This is a genomic window from Rufibacter sediminis (genome assembly GCF_014269285.1).
GTDB classification, from domain to species: domain Bacteria; phylum Bacteroidota; class Bacteroidia; order Cytophagales; family Hymenobacteraceae; genus Nibribacter; species Nibribacter sediminis.
In genome coordinates this window covers 350,299-369,622 of sequence record NZ_JACOAF010000041.1, presented here as the reverse complement: position 1 = coordinate 369,622, position 19,324 = coordinate 350,299, and the positions used below count along the sequence as shown (strand labels likewise).

At 48.9% G+C, this 19,324-nt stretch carries 16 protein-coding genes; 7 read left to right on the top strand and 9 right to left on the bottom strand.

Annotation, left to right across the window (positions count from 1 at the left end; genetic code table 11):
* Window positions 1–9: 9 nt before the first annotated feature.
* The 9 genes from H7U12_RS17615 to H7U12_RS17575 all read right to left on the bottom strand — a co-directional run bounded on the left by H7U12_RS17615 (window position 10) and on the right by H7U12_RS17575 (window position 12,363).
* The gene (locus H7U12_RS17615; RefSeq protein WP_186640451.1) at window positions 10–1,089 is read right to left on the bottom strand and encodes a COX15/CtaA family protein; all 1,080 of its coding nucleotides are present in this window, start codon (window positions 1,087–1,089) and stop codon (window positions 10–12) included.
* Between the two features lie 3 nt (window positions 1,090–1,092).
* On the bottom strand, window positions 1,093–2,922 hold the full coding sequence (locus H7U12_RS17610) for a cytochrome c oxidase subunit I (protein ID WP_186640449.1): 1,830 nt from the start codon (window positions 2,920–2,922) through the stop codon (window positions 1,093–1,095).
* Between the two features lie 25 nt (window positions 2,923–2,947).
* Window positions 2,948–3,817: a cytochrome c oxidase subunit II gene (locus tag H7U12_RS17605; RefSeq protein ID WP_241749491.1), complete on the bottom strand. Its 870-nt coding sequence runs from the start codon at window positions 3,815–3,817 to the stop codon at window positions 2,948–2,950.
* A gap of 216 nt (window positions 3,818–4,033) precedes the next feature.
* Window positions 4,034–5,311, bottom strand: coding sequence for a quinol:cytochrome C oxidoreductase (locus H7U12_RS17600; protein ID WP_194362561.1), 1,278 nt, complete (start codon window positions 5,309–5,311; stop codon window positions 4,034–4,036).
* A gap of 21 nt (window positions 5,312–5,332) precedes the next feature.
* Window positions 5,333–5,902 (bottom strand): c-type cytochrome, encoded by a 570-nt coding sequence (locus tag H7U12_RS17595; protein ID WP_241749489.1) that lies wholly within the window; start codon window positions 5,900–5,902, stop codon window positions 5,333–5,335.
* A 140-nt stretch (window positions 5,903–6,042) separates the two neighbouring features.
* On the bottom strand, window positions 6,043–6,567 hold the full coding sequence (locus tag H7U12_RS17590) for a DUF3341 domain-containing protein (protein WP_186640443.1): 525 nt from the start codon (window positions 6,565–6,567) through the stop codon (window positions 6,043–6,045).
* Window positions 6,560–7,981: an NrfD/PsrC family molybdoenzyme membrane anchor subunit gene (gene nrfD / locus H7U12_RS17585; RefSeq protein ID WP_186640441.1), complete on the bottom strand. Its 1,422-nt coding sequence runs from the start codon at window positions 7,979–7,981 to the stop codon at window positions 6,560–6,562. The genes H7U12_RS17590 and nrfD overlap by 8 nt, the downstream gene beginning before the upstream one ends.
* Before the next feature lie 17 nt (window positions 7,982–7,998).
* Window positions 7,999–11,010 carry a TAT-variant-translocated molybdopterin oxidoreductase gene (locus H7U12_RS17580; RefSeq protein WP_186640438.1) on the bottom strand — a complete coding sequence of 1,004 codons (3,012 nt, stop codon included), beginning with the start codon at window positions 11,008–11,010 and terminating at the stop codon, window positions 7,999–8,001.
* A gap of 36 nt (window positions 11,011–11,046) precedes the next feature.
* Entirely contained in the window at window positions 11,047–12,363 is a 1,317-nt protein-coding gene (locus H7U12_RS17575) for a c-type cytochrome (RefSeq protein WP_241749487.1), read from the bottom strand.
* A gap of 1,094 nt (window positions 12,364–13,457) precedes the next feature.
* Between H7U12_RS17575 and rpsF the strand changes: the two genes are divergently transcribed.
* The 7 genes from rpsF (at window position 13,458) to H7U12_RS17540 (ending at window position 19,295) form a co-directional block, all read left to right on the top strand.
* Complete coding sequence (gene rpsF, locus H7U12_RS17570) at window positions 13,458–13,829, top strand: 30S ribosomal protein S6 (protein ID WP_123124901.1); 372 nt, start codon at window positions 13,458–13,460, stop codon at window positions 13,827–13,829.
* Window positions 13,826–14,077 (top strand): 30S ribosomal protein S18, encoded by a 252-nt coding sequence (gene rpsR / locus H7U12_RS17565; protein ID WP_048921044.1) that lies wholly within the window; start codon window positions 13,826–13,828, stop codon window positions 14,075–14,077. The genes rpsF and rpsR overlap by 4 nt, the downstream gene beginning before the upstream one ends.
* A gap of 14 nt (window positions 14,078–14,091) precedes the next feature.
* A complete protein-coding gene (gene rplI / locus H7U12_RS17560) occupies window positions 14,092–14,535 on the top strand; it encodes a 50S ribosomal protein L9 (RefSeq protein ID WP_186640436.1) in 444 nt (147 codons plus the stop codon).
* 280 nt (window positions 14,536–14,815) lie between these two features.
* Window positions 14,816–15,505, top strand: coding sequence for an HAD family hydrolase (locus tag H7U12_RS17555; protein ID WP_186640434.1), 690 nt, complete (start codon window positions 14,816–14,818; stop codon window positions 15,503–15,505).
* Between the two features lie 43 nt (window positions 15,506–15,548).
* Entirely contained in the window at window positions 15,549–16,532 is a 984-nt protein-coding gene (locus H7U12_RS17550; RefSeq protein WP_186640432.1) for a GSCFA domain-containing protein, read from the top strand.
* Between the two features lie 65 nt (window positions 16,533–16,597).
* A complete protein-coding gene (locus tag H7U12_RS17545; protein ID WP_186640430.1) occupies window positions 16,598–18,631 on the top strand; it encodes a thioredoxin domain-containing protein in 2,034 nt (677 codons plus the stop codon).
* 187 nt (window positions 18,632–18,818) lie between these two features.
* Window positions 18,819–19,295: a hypothetical protein gene (locus H7U12_RS17540; protein WP_186640428.1), complete on the top strand. Its 477-nt coding sequence runs from the start codon at window positions 18,819–18,821 to the stop codon at window positions 19,293–19,295.
* Window positions 19,296–19,324: the final 29 nt, after the last annotated feature.

Genomic DNA, 19,324 nt, shown 5'->3' with positions numbered 1-19,324 from the left:
TAAACGTGTTTATGCCACCAATTCGGGTGAAGGTTGATATTGATGTTTCTGAGCGTAATAATACATGATGAGCAACAAAAACTGAAGCCCAAACAAGAGGGTCCCAAAAAGTAAGTGCAACGGCTGCGCAAACGCAGGCAAGGCCAGGTAAGCGAGAATCATTCCTAAGAAGATCTCGGCCGCAATGACCACCAGTACAGCTTTGGCAATGTTCAAAAGATTGGCTTTCCCAAGCTTCTTCAAGGAGAAATACAGCCCTACATTCAGTAGCACCAGCAGTATTGAAAGAGAGCGGTGCACATAGAAAGAAGTCCCGAGCTGCTCAATCCAAGTTTCACGACCTTGGTTGTTTAAGTCAAAGGCCACTAAATCTACCTGCTCCCTCACTTGCGTTCCTAGAATCACTTGTAAAAACGTCAGCAAGAGCACCGCCACTAACAGAAACTTCAATTTCCCGGAGGCTAAGGCAAATTCACCAATCAGTTTCTCCCGCTGTACCCTAATAACAATATAGATCAGGAAAGCCAGCAGTACCAAGGCCAAAGCCATGTGCAACGTCACCATTTCTGGCAGAAGATTGGTGGAGACCACCAGCGAACCCAACCATCCTTGAAACAGCACCAATAGCAAAGAAGCAACTGCCCCCCAGAAAACCTTTGGGTCTGATTTCAAGAAAGGAAAAGCGTAAAGAACCGTTAGAAAAATCAAAAGCCCTATCACCACTCCTACCAATCTATTCACATATTCAATCCACGTTTTGGTGACATTGAATTCCGTTTCGATGTACTGAGACGGATGTGCAAAAATCTCCTGGGCCACTTCTGTGAAACCAATTCCCTGAAGAACTCGGCCAATGCGTTCATTCTTCTGAATCCGTTTCTCTTTGTACACCTCCAGATAATCAGAAGGTAACTGCTCTAAACTAGTGGGGGGGACCCACGATCCGAAACACTTCGGCCAGTCTGGGCATCCCATACCGGAACCTGTGCTACGAACGATCCCCCCTACTAAGATTAATATATAGACAGAAGCAATAGTAAGTACTGCTATCCTTTTAAACCTTTTAACAATAAAAGATTTATCTCTCATTCGTTACTCAGTATCTCTCTCGTGAGGCAGGTTAGAAGACTGCGTCTGAGAGTAAGGTACGTTCTGCGGGATGAAATCCTGCGGAGCACCCGGCTTGCTATAGTCGTAAGGCCATCTGTAAACCACTGGAAGCGGGCCTGGCCAGTTGCCGTGACCTGGGTTAACAGGCGTTGTCCACTCAAGTGTAGTAGATTTCCAAGGGTTCTCAGTGGCTCTTCTTCCTCTGAAAATGCTGTAGAAAAAGTTGAACAAGAAGATGAACTGAGCTGCAAAGGCAACGATCGCGGCAACAGTGATGAACGTGTTCATGTCCATGAACTTGTTGAAAGTATCAAAACCAGTCCAGGTATAATATCTTCTTGGGAAACCAGCGATACCAATGTAGTGCATCGGCATGAAGATCAGGTACACCCCAGCGAAAGTGATCCAGAAATGGACATATCCTAATTTCTCATCAATCATGCGGCCGAAGAACTTAGGGAACCAGTGGTATACCCCGGCAAACAGACCAAAGAAAGCGGCGCTACCCATTACTAAGTGGAAGTGAGCAACCACAAAGTACGTGTCGTGCAATTGAATGTCCAATGCCGAGTTACCCAGGATGATACCCGTTACCCCTCCAGAGATGAAGAGAGAAACGAAGGCAACCGAGAATAACATGGCCGGTGTGAAATTGATGTTACCTCTCCACAGAGTGGCAATCCAATTAAACACTTTCACCGCAGAAGGTACCGCAATAATCAGAGTCAGGAACATGAACACAGATCCTAAGAAAGGGTTCATACCGGACACGAACATGTGGTGAGCCCAAACGATGAAGGATAACAGAGAGATCCCCAACATAGAACCAATCATGGCACGATATCCGAAGATTGGCTTACGGGAGTTTGTAGCAATAATTTCAGAAACAATACCAAAAGTAGGCAAGATCACGATGTATACCTCAGGGTGACCCAGGAACCAGAACAAGTGCTGGAACAATACCGGGCTACCGCCAGTGTGCGTTAACGCCTCACCAGCTACGTAGATATCAGACAAGAAGAAGCTGGTACCAAATGAGCGGTCAAAGATCAATAACAAGGCAGCTGAGAACAGAACCGGGAAGGCCAAAAGACCTAACACCGCCGTCAGGAAGAATGCCCAGATAGTCAAAGGAAGCTTCGTCATGGAAAGACCACGCGTCCGCATGTTGATTACGGTAGTGATGTAGTTCACCCCACCCAATAACTGAGATACAATGAAGAAGGCCATACTCACCAACCACATGGTCATACCTGCACCAGAACCAGAAATAGCTTGTGGCAAGGCACTCAGTGGAGGATATACCGTCCAACCACCGGCAGCAGGACCTGTCTCCAAGAAGATAGAGTAGAACATGATTACGCTGGCCAGGAAGAAGAACCAGAACGACAGCATATTCATGAAACCGGATGCCATATCACGGGCACCGATCTGAAGCGGAATCAGGAAGTTACTGAAGGTACCACTCAAACCGGCCGTTAACACGAAGAACACCATGATGGTCCCGTGCATGGTCACCAACGCCAGATAGAACTCCGGGTTAAGTTTACCGCCGTCTACCCATTTCCCGAGCAAAGGCTCCAGGAAAGTGAAAGTAGCCTCTGGAAAACCTAACTGCAAGCGGAACAAACTGGAGAGGGTACCTCCTATGATGGCCCAGAAAATACCAGCGAACAAGAACTGCTTCGCAATAGTCTTATGGTCCTGACTAAAGATGTACTTCTCAATGAAGCTTTGATCATGATGGTCATCATGATGATCATCGTGCTCTAGGTGCACATCTTTATGTAATGAAATATCCGTACTAGACATACAATACTATTAAAAGAGTTAACTATTAGTTAGAGGCAGCAGCAACAGCACCTGCAGCAACTGACGTAGAATTCACCGCAACTGCGGCAGCACTATCTGCCGGAGCAGCTTGTAGCTGAGTAACGAAGGTTTTTGTCTGCTGGGTAGCCAACCATTTCTGGTATTCTTCTGGTTCATCTACCACCATGGTCATCTTCATTGCAAAGTGACCACGGCCACACACTTCCGTACAAGCTAACTCATACTGGAATTCTGGGTTACCTGTCTCGGTTTGCATTTCTGAGGTGGTTTTGGTAGGAATGAACCAAAACGAAGTAGGCATACCTGGTACCGCATCCATCTTCACCCGGAAGTGAGGCAGGAACACGCTGTGGATGACATCTCTGGATCTGATTTTCAACAGAACCGGAACTCCTTTAGGTACGTGAAAAGAGCTTGTCTCGCCAGGGAAATCATCCTGAGCGTTCTTATCATTCAGATCGATACCGAACTCATTAGTCGCATCAATCAGGGTGTGCTTCACGTGGCCTAATTTATTGTCAGCGCCAGGGTAGCGGATCAGCCAGTTAAACTGTTTCCCCATTACCTCTACCACAACAGCGTTGTCTGGAGCAGGGCTGGTGATCTTTGCCCAGGTTTTCCAACCTGAGAATACCAACAAAGCCATTACCACAGCCGGAATCACCGTCCAGATAATCTCGATTTTGTTGTTGTGCGGGTAGTAGTAAGCGCGCTTGCCTTCTTGGTGCTGGTACTTGTAAGAGTAGAAGAACAACAGGATGTGCGTCAATACAAATACAAACCCGATTACCGCCATGGTGAGCCAGAACATGCTGTCAATGGCGATGCCGTGCTCAGAGGCAAGTGGAAGCGTCATTTCTTCTTTCGAATCCATGAAAGACCAGATAAACAGGGCTCCCATTACAAAGAAGAAAGCAATCAACAGAGCGGCGTTTACTTTATTGCTCGTTCCAATGTCACGTCTGTAACTCCCCTTGAAAATAGAAGCCAGTACCTGGATTCTAAACAAAAGGTAAAGAACGACCAGTAAGAGGAGGATTGATAGTGCTACTGCAAGTGTAATCATTATCCGTTTCTTTAAATTTTATGCTTAAACGTGGTGGTGGATACTTTCTTCCAAGAACGGATGGTTCACCGGAACCAAAGAAGCCTTGCTCAATTCTTTCGTGAATCTAAGCAGGAAGATTCCCAAGAAAGTTAATGCGGTACCAATTTCAATCAGTCCAAATCCACTCTCGCCTCCCATTGTACCCGGCATAATCATCATGTAGAAGTCAAACCAGTGACCAATCAGAATTGCAATACATACAATCTTCAACATGATCATTTGACGTTTCGCATCTCTTGTCATGAGAACAAGGAAAGGGAAAGCAAAGTTTATGAAAAGGTTAAAGAAGAAGATCCAAGTGTAATGATTGTTGTTTCCTCCTAAACGCTCCTGGAAATAGATCACCTCTTCCGGGATGTTGGCATACCAGTACAGCATGAATTGAGAGAACCAGATATAGGTCCAGAAAATGCTGAATCCGAACAGGAACTTGCCAAGATCATGCAAGTGGTTGGAAGTAACCATCTTCATGTAGCCCATTTGCTTCAGGATGATGATGGTTAAGGTAGTGGCAGCAAGCCCAGATACCCACCAGCTGGCAAATACATACCATCCAAACATGGTACTGAACCAGTGCGTGTCAATGGAAAGTACCCAATCCCAAGCAGACATAGAGGAAGTAACTCCAAATACCACCAGGAAAGTAGCCCCTAACCGGATGCTCTTGTTATAATGATCCAAACCTCCGTTAAGATCTTCTGCCAATGACTCTCTTCTCAACCATTTGAAGAAAAGGAACCAAAGGGTGAAATAAGCCACCATTCTAATGGTGTAGAAGGTGATGTTCAGGTAACCGCTTTTACCAGCGATGATGGGGTCATAGTTAGGGCTTCCTACTTCATGTAGGGAATGATCTGTCCAGTGCAGCAGCGTATTGTGGCCAGTGAAGATAATTGGCACTAAAAACACCAGTAACATGATCACACCACCCACTAATAAGTAGCTTCCCAAAGCTTCAGGCACACGCTTGATGAGTACTGACCAGCCGGCATACGCTACATATTGAATAGCGACAAACAAGATACCTACCACGGCAATACCGCTGAAGTACACATTGTTCATCCAGAGGTTAGCAAGTAAACGCTGTCCCCAGCCAGCTGCATGATGCCCTGCTTCTGCCCCATGTGCTTCTCCATGCCCACCGCTGAAATTGGCAGCGATGATCAGGCCTGCTACTAAAAGCACCAGGCCAATAGCTATCATGTAGAAGAACCGTTTGGTGGCGCTTGCAGGGATAGTTAGTCTTTCTTCCGTTATCATTTCTAAAATACCTTTTATAGGTTAGTTCTGCGTGACCTTGGTGGGATCTGCACTAGTACCTGTTACTGGGTTTGTATTCTGGTCTTCACTTGCGCCTGCTGGGGCATCAGTAGATTGAGAGCCGGTGTCAGCTGCGTCAGCACCGGTGGCATCGGTGATGCCTTTCTGCAGTTGCTGCACATACATGGCAATTTTCCAGCGCTCCTGAGGGTTCACCTGTGTACCGTGGGGCATCATACGGCCGCGGCCGTTGACAATCACGTGATAGATGTGGCCTACCGGCAAGGTAGCATAACGCCCTTGGGTGTAGTTAGGAACCCCTTTGAATTTCGCTCCCACCAGACCATCTCCCTGTCCTGTCTCGCCGTGGCAAGGAGAGCAGAAACGCAGGTACAGAACTTTGCCTTCTTCCAGATTAACAGTACTTCTGGTAAGTGGATTCACTAATTCACGACCCGCTACTTCAGCACTGTCTTTGGAAATATGGGTATAAAACCCAAGTTTACCTCTGGCAATGGTGTGCGAAGCAGGAACCCGCATGTTCAGTCCGCCGGGGTTAATGGCGTTCTTATTGTCCGCTAACTGCTTCAATGGCTCATAAGCAACCGGATAATACATATCTGGTGCATATTCCAGTGCTTGTTCCTGATCACTTCTACCACAAGAAGCAAGGAGAGCAGAAGAGAAAAGAATCAAGGAGGCCTTTGCCCCTGTTCTAAAGAAATTGTTCATTATTTAACTACCTCCTTCTCGTTAACTTCAATAGCCCCGTTTGAACGGAGAAGATCATTCAACTTTGAAATATCAGTGCCCTCTTTCAATTCGATGGCCATTACATATTTATCGTCTGTGGAGCGAACATCCATCACCGGAACTTTCAGGGTTGGACGCAGGCCACTGATGATAAAGAACGTAATCACCATCCCGAAGGCCGCAAATAATACGGTTAACTCAAACGTTACCGGAATAAAGCTGGGCAGTGCGATGTGCGGTTTACCACCAATGATCATTGGCCAGTCAAATCCTAACATGTAAATCTGCATCCAGAGCGCGAATGAAGTACCGCAAAGACCGCAGAAGAAAGCCACGATAGGCAATCTGGAACGTTGGATTCCCAGCACATCATCAATCCCGTGGATTGGATAAGGAGAGAACACATCGTAGATCTTAGTGCCTGCCGCTCTTGTCTTTTCAATGGCGTTCAGCAGCACATCCTCGTCGTTGAAGACCCCGAGTATATATTTCTTACTAGTCATGTTTGTGAGAGTTGTTAGGTGCTGTGCCATGCAAAGATGCGCCTGGGTTGAGGGTATGGCTTACCCCAGAAGACGATTTCAAAATTGATTTTACTTCGGCCATGTTTACCACTGGGAAAAACTTGGCGAAAAGCAGGAACAAGGTGAAGAACAAACCGATGGTTCCAACATAGATCCCAACATCAATGCTGGTTGGTGAGAACATTACCCAGCTAGATGGTAAGAAGTCACGGTGCAGAGACGTCACGATGATCACGAATCGCTCGAACCACATACCAATGTTCACGAAGATGGAGATGATGAACGTAGCCGTTAAGCTCCGGCGGATTGAACGGAACCAGAAAAGCTGCGGCGTGATTACGTTACAGGTCATCATAGACCAGTAAGCCCACCAGTAAGGACCAGTTGCCCGGTTGATGAAGGCATACTGCTCATACTCTACTCCTGAATACCAGGCGATGAAGAACTCAGTGATATACGCCACCCCTACAATAGAACCTGTCAAAGTGATTACTTTGTTCATGGATTCTACGTGCTCAAGCGTGATGTAATCTTCCAGTTTGAAGGTCTTGCGGGTGATGATCATCAAAGTCAATACCATCGCGAAACCAGAGAAGATCGCACCTGCCACGAAATAAGGAGGGAAGATGGTGGTGTGCCATCCTGGGATCACGGAAGTTGCAAAGTCCATGGATACAATGGTGTGTACCGAAAGTACCAGCGGCGTTGCCAAACCGGCCAAGATCAGGGAAACGGTCTCATAACGTGACCAGTGTTTGGCAGAACCAGTCCAGTTCATACTCAGAATGGCGTAAGCTCTGCGAGCAATTGGTCCGGTAGCTCTGTCTCGGATAGTGGCAAAGTCAGGAATCAGACCGATGTACCAGAAAACCAGTGACACGGAGAAATAAGTACTGATCGCGAACACGTCCCAAAGAAGTGGGGAGTTAAAGTTCACCCAAAGAGAACCGAACGTGTTAGGCAGGGGAAGTACCCAGTAGGCTAACCAAGGACGGCCCATGTGAAGAACCGGGAACATGGCCGCACAGATTACCGCGAAAATGGTCATCGCCTCGGCGGCACGGTTGATGGAGGTTCTCCATTTCTGGCGGAACAACAACAAGATCGCGGAGATAAGCGTACCGGCGTGGCCAATACCTACCCACCATACGAAGTTGGTGATATCCCATGCCCAACCTACTGTTTTATTTAGTCCCCACTCTCCAATACCAAACCATAAGGTACGGTACACCGAGTAAATAAAGACGCCTAGAAGAACCAGAGAAACTCCCAGGCCCATCATCCAACGGACATTCGGCTTGGCTTCCACCTGCCGACATACGTCTTCCGTGATGTCTGCATAAGTTTTACCCCCAGTTACTAAGGGCTCTCTTATCGGAGATACGTGCTGCATATATCTTTCGTGTTAAATTAAGCTTGGTTTCTGATTTTGGTTAAGTAAGTCACGTTTGGCTGAGTGTTTAACTCTTCCAGTACGTGGAAAGCACGCTCTCCTTGCTCTCTCTTCAGGATTTGTGAAATCTGGCTGTTTTGGTCCAGCATATCCCCGAAAATGATCGCGTTAGTAGGGCAAGCCTGGGCACACGCAGTGACAATCTCTCCATCTACCGGACGGCGGCCGTCTTTCTTCGCTTCCAGTTTACCATATTGGATACGCTGTACGCAGAAAGAGCATTTCTCCATTACCCCACGTGAACGAACGGTAACATCTGGGTTCAACACCATCTTGCCGAGGTCGTTGTTCATTTGGTAGTCGAACTTCTCGTTGTTGGCATAGTTGAACCAGTTGAAACGACGCACTTTGTACGGACAGTTGTTGGCGCAATAGCGGGTACCTACGCAACGGTTGTACACCATCTGGTTCAAACCTTCGGTGCTGTGCATGGTAGCGGCTACTGGGCATACTGTTTCACATGGAGCGTGGTTACAGTGCTGGCAAAGCATTGGCTGGAAGATCACCGAAGGATTCTCAGACGGATTCTCCATCTTCTCAAATCCACCGTCTTCACGGGTGGCATCGCTGCTATAGTAGCGGTCAATCCGCAACCAGTGCATTTCACGACGGTTCAACACCTCTTGCTTCCCTACTACCGGTACGTTGTTCTCTACCTGGCAGCTGATGGTACAAGATCCGCAACCAATACAAGAGTTCAGGTCAATGACCATACCCCAGTGGTGGTTCTTGTACTCATAATCCTGCCACAAAGATACTTTCTGTGGTTTCTGCGGTCCGTCTGGCGTAGCAATACGCACGTACTCAGTAACGCTCTTAGGATCTTTCTGGTAGTTGGCCAGCGTGTTCTCCTGCACCACGATACGTCCCATTACGGTATGGTGTGTCTGGGTTTGGGCAATTGGCTTATCGGCTCCTACTTTTTCAAGGGTTACGGTGTTTACGAACTGTAAACCATCACCGGCAACCGATACCAGAGGATACACATTTGCTCCTACATTGTTGGCAGCCTGACCAGCGTGGGTGCGGCCGTAACCAATCGCGATAGCAATGGTATCAGCAGCCTGACCTGGTTGGATAAGAACCGGAAGCTCAATGGATTTTCCTTTAGCGGCAACGCGTACTACATCATTCTGCTCAAGCTCTAAGCGTTTGGCAGTAGTAGTAGAGATGGCCACATAGTTATCCCAGGTAGCTTTGGTGGTTGGGTCAGACATTTCCTGCAACCATGGGTTGTTGGAATGTTGTCCGGCACCAATGGCTACTTTCTCATAGATCTCCAGCTCCAGGTTGTTTCCTGCAGCGGCACGACCGGCTTTATTGATGCTTACCGCAGCCGCAGCCAAGGTCATTGGGGCAGCAGGGGCAGTAGGCTCGTTGGCACCAGTAGATCCAGTGGCAACACCATCGTGCGCTGCTTTATCCCAACCGGCACCGCCTCCTACTATACCTGACCAGGTACGCTGGATTACGGTATAGAAATCAGAAGTAGAACCAGTCCATTTCAGCAGTGATTCCTGGGCCTGTCTTGTATTGTAGATAGTAGTGATGGTTGGCTGAGCCAAGCTAAGGAAGCCTCTCTTCGGCTCATAATCGTTCCAGGACTCTAGGAAGTGGTTGTCTGGGCAAACGTAGTCTACCAGCGCAGCCGTTTCATCTATTCTGTCTGCAAACGAGATCTTAACGCCAACTTTCTTCAGACCACTCACAACCTGCTGGCTAAGTGGGTGATCGTAGGCTGGGTTAGCTCCGTAGAAAATTACCGCTCCAACCGCACCGTTGTTCATGTCATTGATGAGGCGCAGCATGCGGGCGTCATCTCCCTGACGTACGTAAGAAGGAGCAGCGGTATTGATGGTAGTTCCGTTAGCACCTAAGGCACCGTTAATGGCGGTCACCAACGTTTGTACAGCCGGATCATTGGAGTCAGAAACGACTAAGGCACCGCCTCTGTTCGCTAATAACTCTTTAGCGGCAGCATCAATTTGCTTGGCTACTCTGGAAGAAGGCGCTTGAATAGCGGCTCCGCCAGTACCACCAGCAACTCTATTATATAAGGCCGCAACTACGGCACCATACTCAGATGGTTTCACCGGAACACGTACGTCTGCGTTAGCACCTGTCATGGACATAAATGTCTCAAACTGGTAGTGACGAGACATGGTAGGCTTATCAGCCGTTACTTTCCGGTTGGTGATGTATTGTTTAGAGTACTCTACTGGCGAAATCCAGGTTCCCAGGAAATCTGCCCCGATAGAGACAATCACTCGGGCTTTGCTGAAATCATAACCAGGTACCAGACCGCCATTTGCTCTCAGCAACGCAGAAGCAGATTTTGCATCATACGTTACGTGCTCAAACGCAGGGAACTGGGCACCGAAATCACGGATAACTGATTTCGTGCTTGGGCTAATGATGGTGTTAGACACTAACACCACTCTTCCCTGCACGCCTGTCAGCCGGGTCCGGATTTCCTGGTCAATGGTTTGCCAGGAAGTTTCTTTCCCTTTGGCAACCGGTCCTTTTAAGCGGTTGTTATCATACAGGCTCAACAAAGAGGCCTGCGCCCGCGCGTGCGTTCCGCCCAAGGTGACAGGAGAAAGCGCGTTGCCCTCTATCTTGATAGGACGACCTTCACGGGTTTTCACCAACACCGGGTTGTAGATATCCCCCATGAAGTAAGTAGAAGCATACCAGTTAGGCACACCAGGCTCTACTTCTTCCGGCTTGTTCAGGTAAGGAATGGCTTTCCGTACCGGGGTCTCGCAGGAGGCTAGTGTGGCAGCGGCCACCCCAAAGCCTAATAACTTTAAGAAATCACGTCTGGGAGCCACTTGGGAGGAAGCCTCTCCGCCATTAGCTTCACTTACTGGCAGGAACTCAGGAAACTCGTTATGAGCATTCTTCTGGAATTCCGGAGTATTGTTTAACTCCTCTACCCCTCTCCAGTATTTAATTGTTTCTTGCATATATCTCAAAAACTCAAATTCAGGATATGGAATTGATTAGTAGTGGCACTTAGAACACTCAGTACCACCGTTTGACGCAACAATGAACGCGCCTTTAGATTGCTTCTCATGCAACTTCACCAAGTTGTCATAGTAAGCATTGCCTTCAGTATTAAGAGGGGTATTTCTGTGGCAATCAATACACCAGCCCATGGTCAATGGAGAGTATTGTGCTACTACTTCCATAGTTTCAATTGGACCGTGGCAGGTCTGGCACTCTACGCCACCCACTTTTGTGTGCTGAGAGTGGTTGAAGTAAGCCAGGTCAGGCAGGTTGTGCACCCGCACCCACTCAATAGGCTTGTTGTTTTCAATAGCACGGTAGATTTTCTGAATCTCAGGAGACTCTTTCTTGATCTGGCTGTGGCAGTTCATACAGATGTTAGCCGACGGAATATTGGCACTGGAGCTCTTATAAACAGAGGTGTGGCAATAGTTACAGTTGATCTGGTGATCACCGGCGTGCAATTTGTGCGAGAAAGCGATAGGTTGTCTTGGCGCGTAGCCCTGGTGAATACCAATGCCCATTACTTTATCAATGGAGATATCCACCAACACCACCACGAAGATCAACCCCACGATGATTCGAACCGCTTTAGATTTATAGATATTAGCGAAGTTGGTTCTGCGCTCCAGCATCTCCTGCTCAGCACCGGTCAAGTCACCTTTGCCTTTCAGGTAGTTTTTAAGAACGGAGGCGATAATCAACAGGGTGATTACCAACACTATCAACACCACTACTAATACAATCAACAACAAGTCAACTGTACCACCTACGTTCCCGATGGCGTTCTCTCCAACCTTTTCACCGGCTGTAGCACCTTCTGGACCAGCTGACGGCGCAGCTGCTGCGGTAGGACTCTCACTTTCTTTTTTAATGTAAGCGATGATAGACTTCAGCTCATCGTCAGAGAAGGCGAAAGATGGCATCTGCTGCTTTGCGTATTGGTTAAATACCGCTACCGCATCTTTGTCTCCACTTTGGATAAGAGCACTTGAGTTCTTGATCCATTTCAGCAACCAGGCTTCTGATCTTCTCTTGTGCACATCCTGCAAACCAGGCCCAACCACAACATCTGCCCCCACTGAGTGACACTGGGTACAGTTGTTTTTGAAAAGAGTCATGCCGTTGTCAATAACGCCTGCGTCAGCACCGTCTCCTGCACCAGCCGCTGGCGCCGCCGGGGTTACACCAGCTTTCCCTTCAACCCCCATTTCTTGCGGCGCCTGTGCAAAGGCAGACGAGAAGACAAAGAAGATAAAGAGAAAAGGGAGTAGGAAAGTATATTTTGCTCTCTTTTTACAGCTAATCATAGCTTAATTGTAGTGTTAAGAATAGTGAAAGTACATTACGGCCACAAATCTACTACCCGAGCACCATTAATCAAACACAATATTCCTTATTTTTAGAGGGTGTTTACCCCCTCTTTTACCCGTATTTTTTCGCCTTAAACCCTTTATTTGAGCCTGTTTAGGCATTATTTAGAAGCTTTATAAATTAACCTCTGTATATAGACCACTTCCCGCCCGGTGCTTCTCGCCAGCGCCTGACTCAGTGAATTTCCTTACCTTCAGCGTACGCATTTATTGTTACAATCCAATTTCGATAGATTCTGCCGCGCATCGTATTAATACTTTTCTCCTACTAGTATATAAACCTACCAAGCGAACTTCTGCCCAACTTTTTGAAGCATCTTCAACAAAACACTCCCTTTTATCCTTAATAAAGATATCTTCAGCCGACTTCCTGCTTGAAATGTTTCTATCAATCCACTTTAAATCTACTCAGAATAATCATAAACCAGCTCCAAAGCCGCATTTTCAACGTTCTATTCTGCGTTTCTTTTCATTTCTGACAACTTTCAGAATAGATTCACAGACTAGCGGAAAGTTGTTTTTAGCCTCTTTTTGTTTAACCAAGCTAAAAACGCACCCTTTCATCCACTACTTACAAATTACTATCGCCTGGCTCCAGATTGCTCGTGTCCCAGACAAGCAGTAGGTTTTATTCAACTTCTTCTCAGTTTAGCCGCAGCAGTCTCTTCGTTAGCAGGATTCCGGCACCACATGCCCTTTCCTCAGCCATTCACCCACATGGATTTGAACATCGGCTTTAACAACTCACTTTCTCCTCTTTTCTGCACACTATATATAATAGAGTAAAATTGCGTTCTGTGCTGCTAGCCTGGGTAATTAGAAACAGGTGCGCTTTCCTTCTGGTCTGCATCCCTCCTATCCAGACACTGTGTTTTCCTTCGCTTTGTTTTAAGGCTGCTTTCCGGAAAACAGCCTTAAAATAGGAAACCACTCAGAACCACATAAGTCTTTGGACTTTATCTTTTATGATTCTTGGTTTCTGTCAGAGTTTCGTGTACCTTTGCCCCTTCGAACCAAAATCATTTTTTCAAATGACTTTAAAAAATTACGAAGTACTCTACATCATGACCCCGTTGTTGAACGAGGCTCAGATGACAGAGACGGTCGAGAAGTTCAGACAGGTGCTTAAGGAAAATGGCGCCGACATTATTCATGAGGAGAACTGGGGCCTAAAAAAACTGGCTTACCCGATCCAGAAGAAAAACACTGGTTTCTATCACCTCGTGGAATTCCAAGGTCCAGCAACAATTGTTGATCAATTAGAACTGGCTTTCCGTCGCGATGAGAAAATCATCCGCTTCTTGACCACTGCCCTGGATAAGCACGCTGTTGCTTACAACGAGCGCCGCAGAAACGGTGAATTCAAATCATCTAAAAAAGAGAAGGAGGCCCAAGCGTCATGAGTTTAGTTAACGAAAAAATCCACAAGCAAGACACGCGCAAGAAATACTGCCGTTTCAAGAAGAACGGAATCCAGTACATCGACTACAAAGACGGTAACTTCTTACTGAAGTTCGTGAACGAGCAAGGTAAACTGTTACCTCGTCGTTTAACTGGAACCAGCTTAAAGTTCCAGCGTCGTGTATCTCAGGCGGTTGCCAGAGCACGCCACTTGGCTATTTTGCCTTACGTAACAGATTCTTTAAAATAAGGAGGTAAAAAGAGATGGAAGTTATTCTTAAAGATGACGTAAAAGGCGTTGGCTATAAAAACGATATCGTTGTTGTTAAGCCAGGTTTCGGCCGTAATTATTTGATCCCACAAGGTTTAGCTGAAATGGCTACCCCTTCTGCCCGTAAAGTTGTAGCGGAGAACACCCGTCAGGCGGCGCACAAAGCAGAGAAAATCCAGAAAGACGCACAAGACTTAGCGAACCGCATTGGTGACACTTTGTTGGAAATCCCTGCCAAAGCAGGCGAGAGCGGCAAAATCTTCGGTGCTGTCACTACGTTGCAAGTTTCTGAGGCTCTGAAAGCCTTAGGATACGAGGTAGACCGCAAGCGTGTTGATTTCGACCAAGAGGTGAAATCACTGGGCGAGTACACTGCTACCTTGAACCTGCACAAAGAAGTGAAACACCAGATCCGTTTCAATGTAGTGGCCGCTTAGTTTTAGCAGCTTCTCATAGATTTAAAACATCCTGCCGCACTCCGGCAGGATGTTTTGTTTTTAGGGCTATCCGGTTCCATTCATCCCGCCCTGCAATGTCACTGCTTCTCTCCCATCAGATTGTAACCGATGAAACCGTTTTAAGGCCGTTTTCAGAAAACAACCCTAAAACAGAAAACCGTAGACGAATTGATGGGCAAGACAGAAGATTCGCATTTTTTCAGGAGCCGGAACGGCAGTAAGTAAGTTGATGGCTATCTTTATTCCTTAACCTTCTCCCATGAACCCGTACCCGGTAGTCATCTTTGATTTCGACGGCACCCTCTGCGACACAGAAAACGCCATACAGTATACCTTCCAGCAGGCTTTTGAGCAGAAAGGCATCACACCGCCCTCTCCTGAGCGCATCAAACAGGGAATTGGAACCGGGGGCAATCTGGCCGAAATGCTGCCACTTATCTATCCGCCGTTACAGAGCGAACACAAAGAAGAGGAACTGGCCGAGTGGGTGCTCCACTACCGGCACATCTATGACACTGATGGCGGGAAACTCACCACGCTGTTCCCGGGCGTAGACGAACTGCTGCGGCAGTTGACGGCGCACGAGATTGCGTGCGTGGTCATCAGCAACAAGGGCCAGCGGGCGATTGAAGATTCCCTGAAGCGTTTCCGGCTGGACCATTACTTTGACCTAGTCATCGGCGACAACCCCAAGCTGCCGCTCAGAAAGAAGCCAGACCCCATGGCGTACGAGCAGGAGATTAAACCACATTATCCGCAGTTGAACGCTTCCCAGATTCTGATGGTGGGCGATACGCACGCTGACTTGCAGTTCGCCAACAATGCCGGCCTTCCCTCCTGCTGGGCCGCTTACGGCTACGGGGCCGAGGCACTCTGTTTAGCCCAGGCGCCTACCCACACCATTCAATCTTTGGCGCAACTGTATCCTATTGTGCTGCCGGACGCGTAAAACAAGTATTTATACTATGCGGGGCTTCCCGTCTCTCCTGCCTATGCAGTTTCGTACTGAATTAAACGTTCCTACCGCCCCCGCCCGGTTCTCCCGTACCAAAGGAATCTTCACCATCGGGTCCTGCTTTGCCGAGGTCATGGGCCGGAAATTACACCAGGTGAAGGCCAATACGCTGGTGAATCCGTTTGGAACAATTTTCAACCCTTTGTCCATTCACAAACTGGTGCGGGCGGTGCTGGAAAAAGACATCCACTGGTTAGAGGAAGGGCTGGTGGAGCAGGGCGGCATCTGGTTTCATTACGATTTCCACTCTTCGTTCTCACACCCGCAACGCGAGGTGCTGTTGCAGACCTTACAGCAGAAAATAGAAGAGGCGCACACCTTCCTGCTACAAGCCCAGGCGCTTATGCTCACCTGGGGCACGGCGTACGTTTATGAACGGATAGAAACGGGCGTTTTGGTGGCCAATTGCCATAAAGTACCCCAAAAGGAATTCACCAAGCGCCTGCTCACCGTAGAGGAACTCGTGCAGGATACCCGGCAAACGCTGGACCTCCTGCACGCTCACTGCCCCAGCCTGCAGGTGATTGTCACGGTGAGTCCGGTGCGGCATCTGAAGGACACGCTCCCGCTGAACAGCGTGAGCAAAAGCCTGCTGCGGGTAGCTGCCCACCTGGCCATGGAGCAACACCCTAGAATTTCCTACTTCCCGGCCTACGAACTGCTGCTGGATGACCTGCGCGATTACCGGTTTTACGCCCCGGATCTGCTGCATCCCTCTGAAATGGCGGAGCACTACATTTGGGAAAAATTCATCCAGTCGTACGCCGACAACGCCTTCACCAGCTTTATAGAACGCTGGACCGAGCTTCAACGGGAGTTGGCGCACAAACCTTTCCACCCCGAGAGTCCGGCGCACCAGCAGTTCCTCCAGAAGCTGCTCCAAAAACTGCAGGAACTCTCCCTGGAAACCGATGTCCAGTCGGAAATTGACACGGTTCAGCGTCAATTGCGTATGCACTAGTTCTGTTTAGGGCCTATTTTCAGAAAAGAGGCTCAAAACGCTACCCCACCTTTACCTGTAAAACCATGGAAAAAAAGCCCAATCGTCTCGCCCAGGAATCCAGCCCGTATTTGTTGCAGCACGCCTATAACCCCGTGGATTGGTTTCCCTGGGGACCGGAGGCGCTGCAGAAAGCCAAAGCCGAGCAGAAGCCTATTCTGGTGAGCATTGGGTACGCCGCCTGCCACTGGTGCCACGTCATGGAACATCAATCCTTTGAGAAAGAGGACATCGCCCAGATCATGAACCAGCACTTCGTCTGCATCAAAGTAGACCGCGAGGAGCGCCCCGATGTAGACCAGGTGTACATGGATGCGCTGCACGCGATGGGAGTGCAGGGCGGTTGGCCGCTCAACGTCTTCCTGAACTCAGACGCAAAGCCATTTTACGGAGGCACGTATTTTCCGCCCCAAAACTGGGTCCAGCTACTCCAGAGCATCGCCGATGCCTATACCAAAAGCCGCGCTGAACTAGATTCCTCCGCCGATCAGTTCGTGCAGCACCTGCAACAGAGTGAACTAGCCAAATACGGACTCCAGCAGGCCAACGCGACTTTTACCCCAGAGGGCTTCGAGCAGATGTTCGCCAGCCTGAGCCGCCGCTTTGACCTGAAACGCGGCGGAACCGGTGGCGCTCCCAAATTCCCCATGCCCAGCATCTGGCGCTTTCTGCTGCGGTACTACCACCACAGCCAGAATCCAGCGGCCCTGGAACAGGTGAACCTGACGCTGGAGGAAATGGCTTTCGGGGGGATCTATGACCAGGTAGGCGGCGGCTTTGCCCGCTACTCCACCGATGAAGAATGGCTGGTGCCGCACTTCGAGAAGATGCTGTATGACAACGGGCAACTCCTCAGCCTGTACGCTGAGGCCTACCAGGTGACCCGCAACGAACTGTACCAGCAGATAGCCATGGAAACCATTGCCTTCGTGGAACGGGAACTCACCAGCCCCGAAGGCGGCTTCTATTCCTCGCTGGATGCCGACAGCGAGGGCGTGGAAGGCAAATTCTACGTCTTCACGCAGGCAGAACTGACGGAACTCCTGGGCGAGGAAGCGGCTTTGGCTGCCAGCTACTACAATACCACGGAGGCCGGTAACTGGGAGCACGGCGTGAACATCCTGCACCGTCATCAGACTGATGAAGCCTTCGCCGCCGATCAGGGGATGACGCTGGAAGAAGTGCAGGCCCACGCCCAGCACTGGAAAGACACGCTGTTGCAGGCAAGAGCCCAGCGCATCAGGCCCGGTTTGGATGACAAGATCCTCACCTCCTGGAACGCGCTCATGCTCACTGGGCTGGTAGACGCCTACCGGGCCTTCGGGGAACCCAAAATCCTGGAACTGGCCTGTTCTAACGCCCGTTTCCTGATCTCGCACCTAAAACAGGGAAACCAACTCTTCCACAACTACAAAGAAGGCAAAGCCACCATTGACGGTTTCCTGGAAGATTACGCGCTCCTGATCCAGGCCCTGCTAGGCATGTACCAGATCACCTTTGACGAGACGTGGCTCAAAGAAGCGCGGAAGCTCACGGAATATACGCTCACCCATTTCTTTGATCCCGAAGAAGACCTGTTCTACTTCACCAGCACCGCCGGAGAGCAACTGATTGCCCGCAAGAAAGAGATCTTTGACAACGTGGTGCCCGCCTCCAACTCAGTGATGGCCATGAACCTGCACTTTTTGGGCCTGTTTTTAGGAAAAGAGCGCTATTCCAGCCTCTCAGACAAGATGCTGTCCAAAGTGCGCGACTTGGTGGTGCAGGAACCCTCGCATCTGGCCAACTGGGCCTCGCTGTATTCTCTCAAGCTTAAACCTACCGCGGAGATCGCTCTGGTAGGCCCGGAGGCACATTCCTTCCGAAACCTGTTGCAGCAGCATTTTATGCCCAATGCCTTGCTGGTAGGCACCAAAGAGGAAAACTCCTCCACCCTGCCCCTGCTGGAAGACCGTACCGCGCCCAACGGGCAAACCACCATCTACGTCTGCTACAACCATGCCTGCCAACTGCCCGTCACCTCCGTGGCCGAAGCACTGGACCAGGTCAGCCATATATGACATAATTTGTTTCGCTTTACAGTAAAAAGGCTCTTCCGGCTAACAGGACCCTTTTGCAGTAAAGCGGAATAGTATTTTAACAGGCAAAGGTGTAGCTCTGCTGATAAAATCATCTTTTTTCTACGTGCGCAGAACTTGACCGGGGATGTTGCTGTTGCGGGGGTAAGAACTAAACCCAAGTCATTACGTGAAGAAGTTATTTATTTTGGGCGGCCTTTGGCTAGCCTGTACCGCTACTGCCTTTTCCCAGAACGGAGACGGATATTGGAAGCGTTTACAGAAAACTCACCCAGAAACTACCCTTGATGCGCTGCAGACCCACGCCCCGGCCGTTTCTCAGGCTCCCTCGGGCCAAGTTGAGGTACCGGCCTGCCGCTTATCTATGGTGTATGAAGGCAAAACCCGCAACATCACCATGGAGAATATCCAATTAATGAAAGAGAACGGCTTTAAACCAAGCAACATCCGGGAGTACCGTAAGGAAATGCTGTTCACCGCTGCAAACAAAGAAGTGTGGCTGCCAGTGAAATCTACCCTGGTGGAGCAGATGGAAATAGAAGTGCGCGAAGATGAGCCGGTTCTGTTGTACACCGCGGTGCTGCAAGACAAAGATTCTGCTGCAAAACCCGTGATCTTACTCGTAGAAGAATATCAGGTGAAATAAGGAAAGTTTCCGTTTCCGGGCTGTTTTTC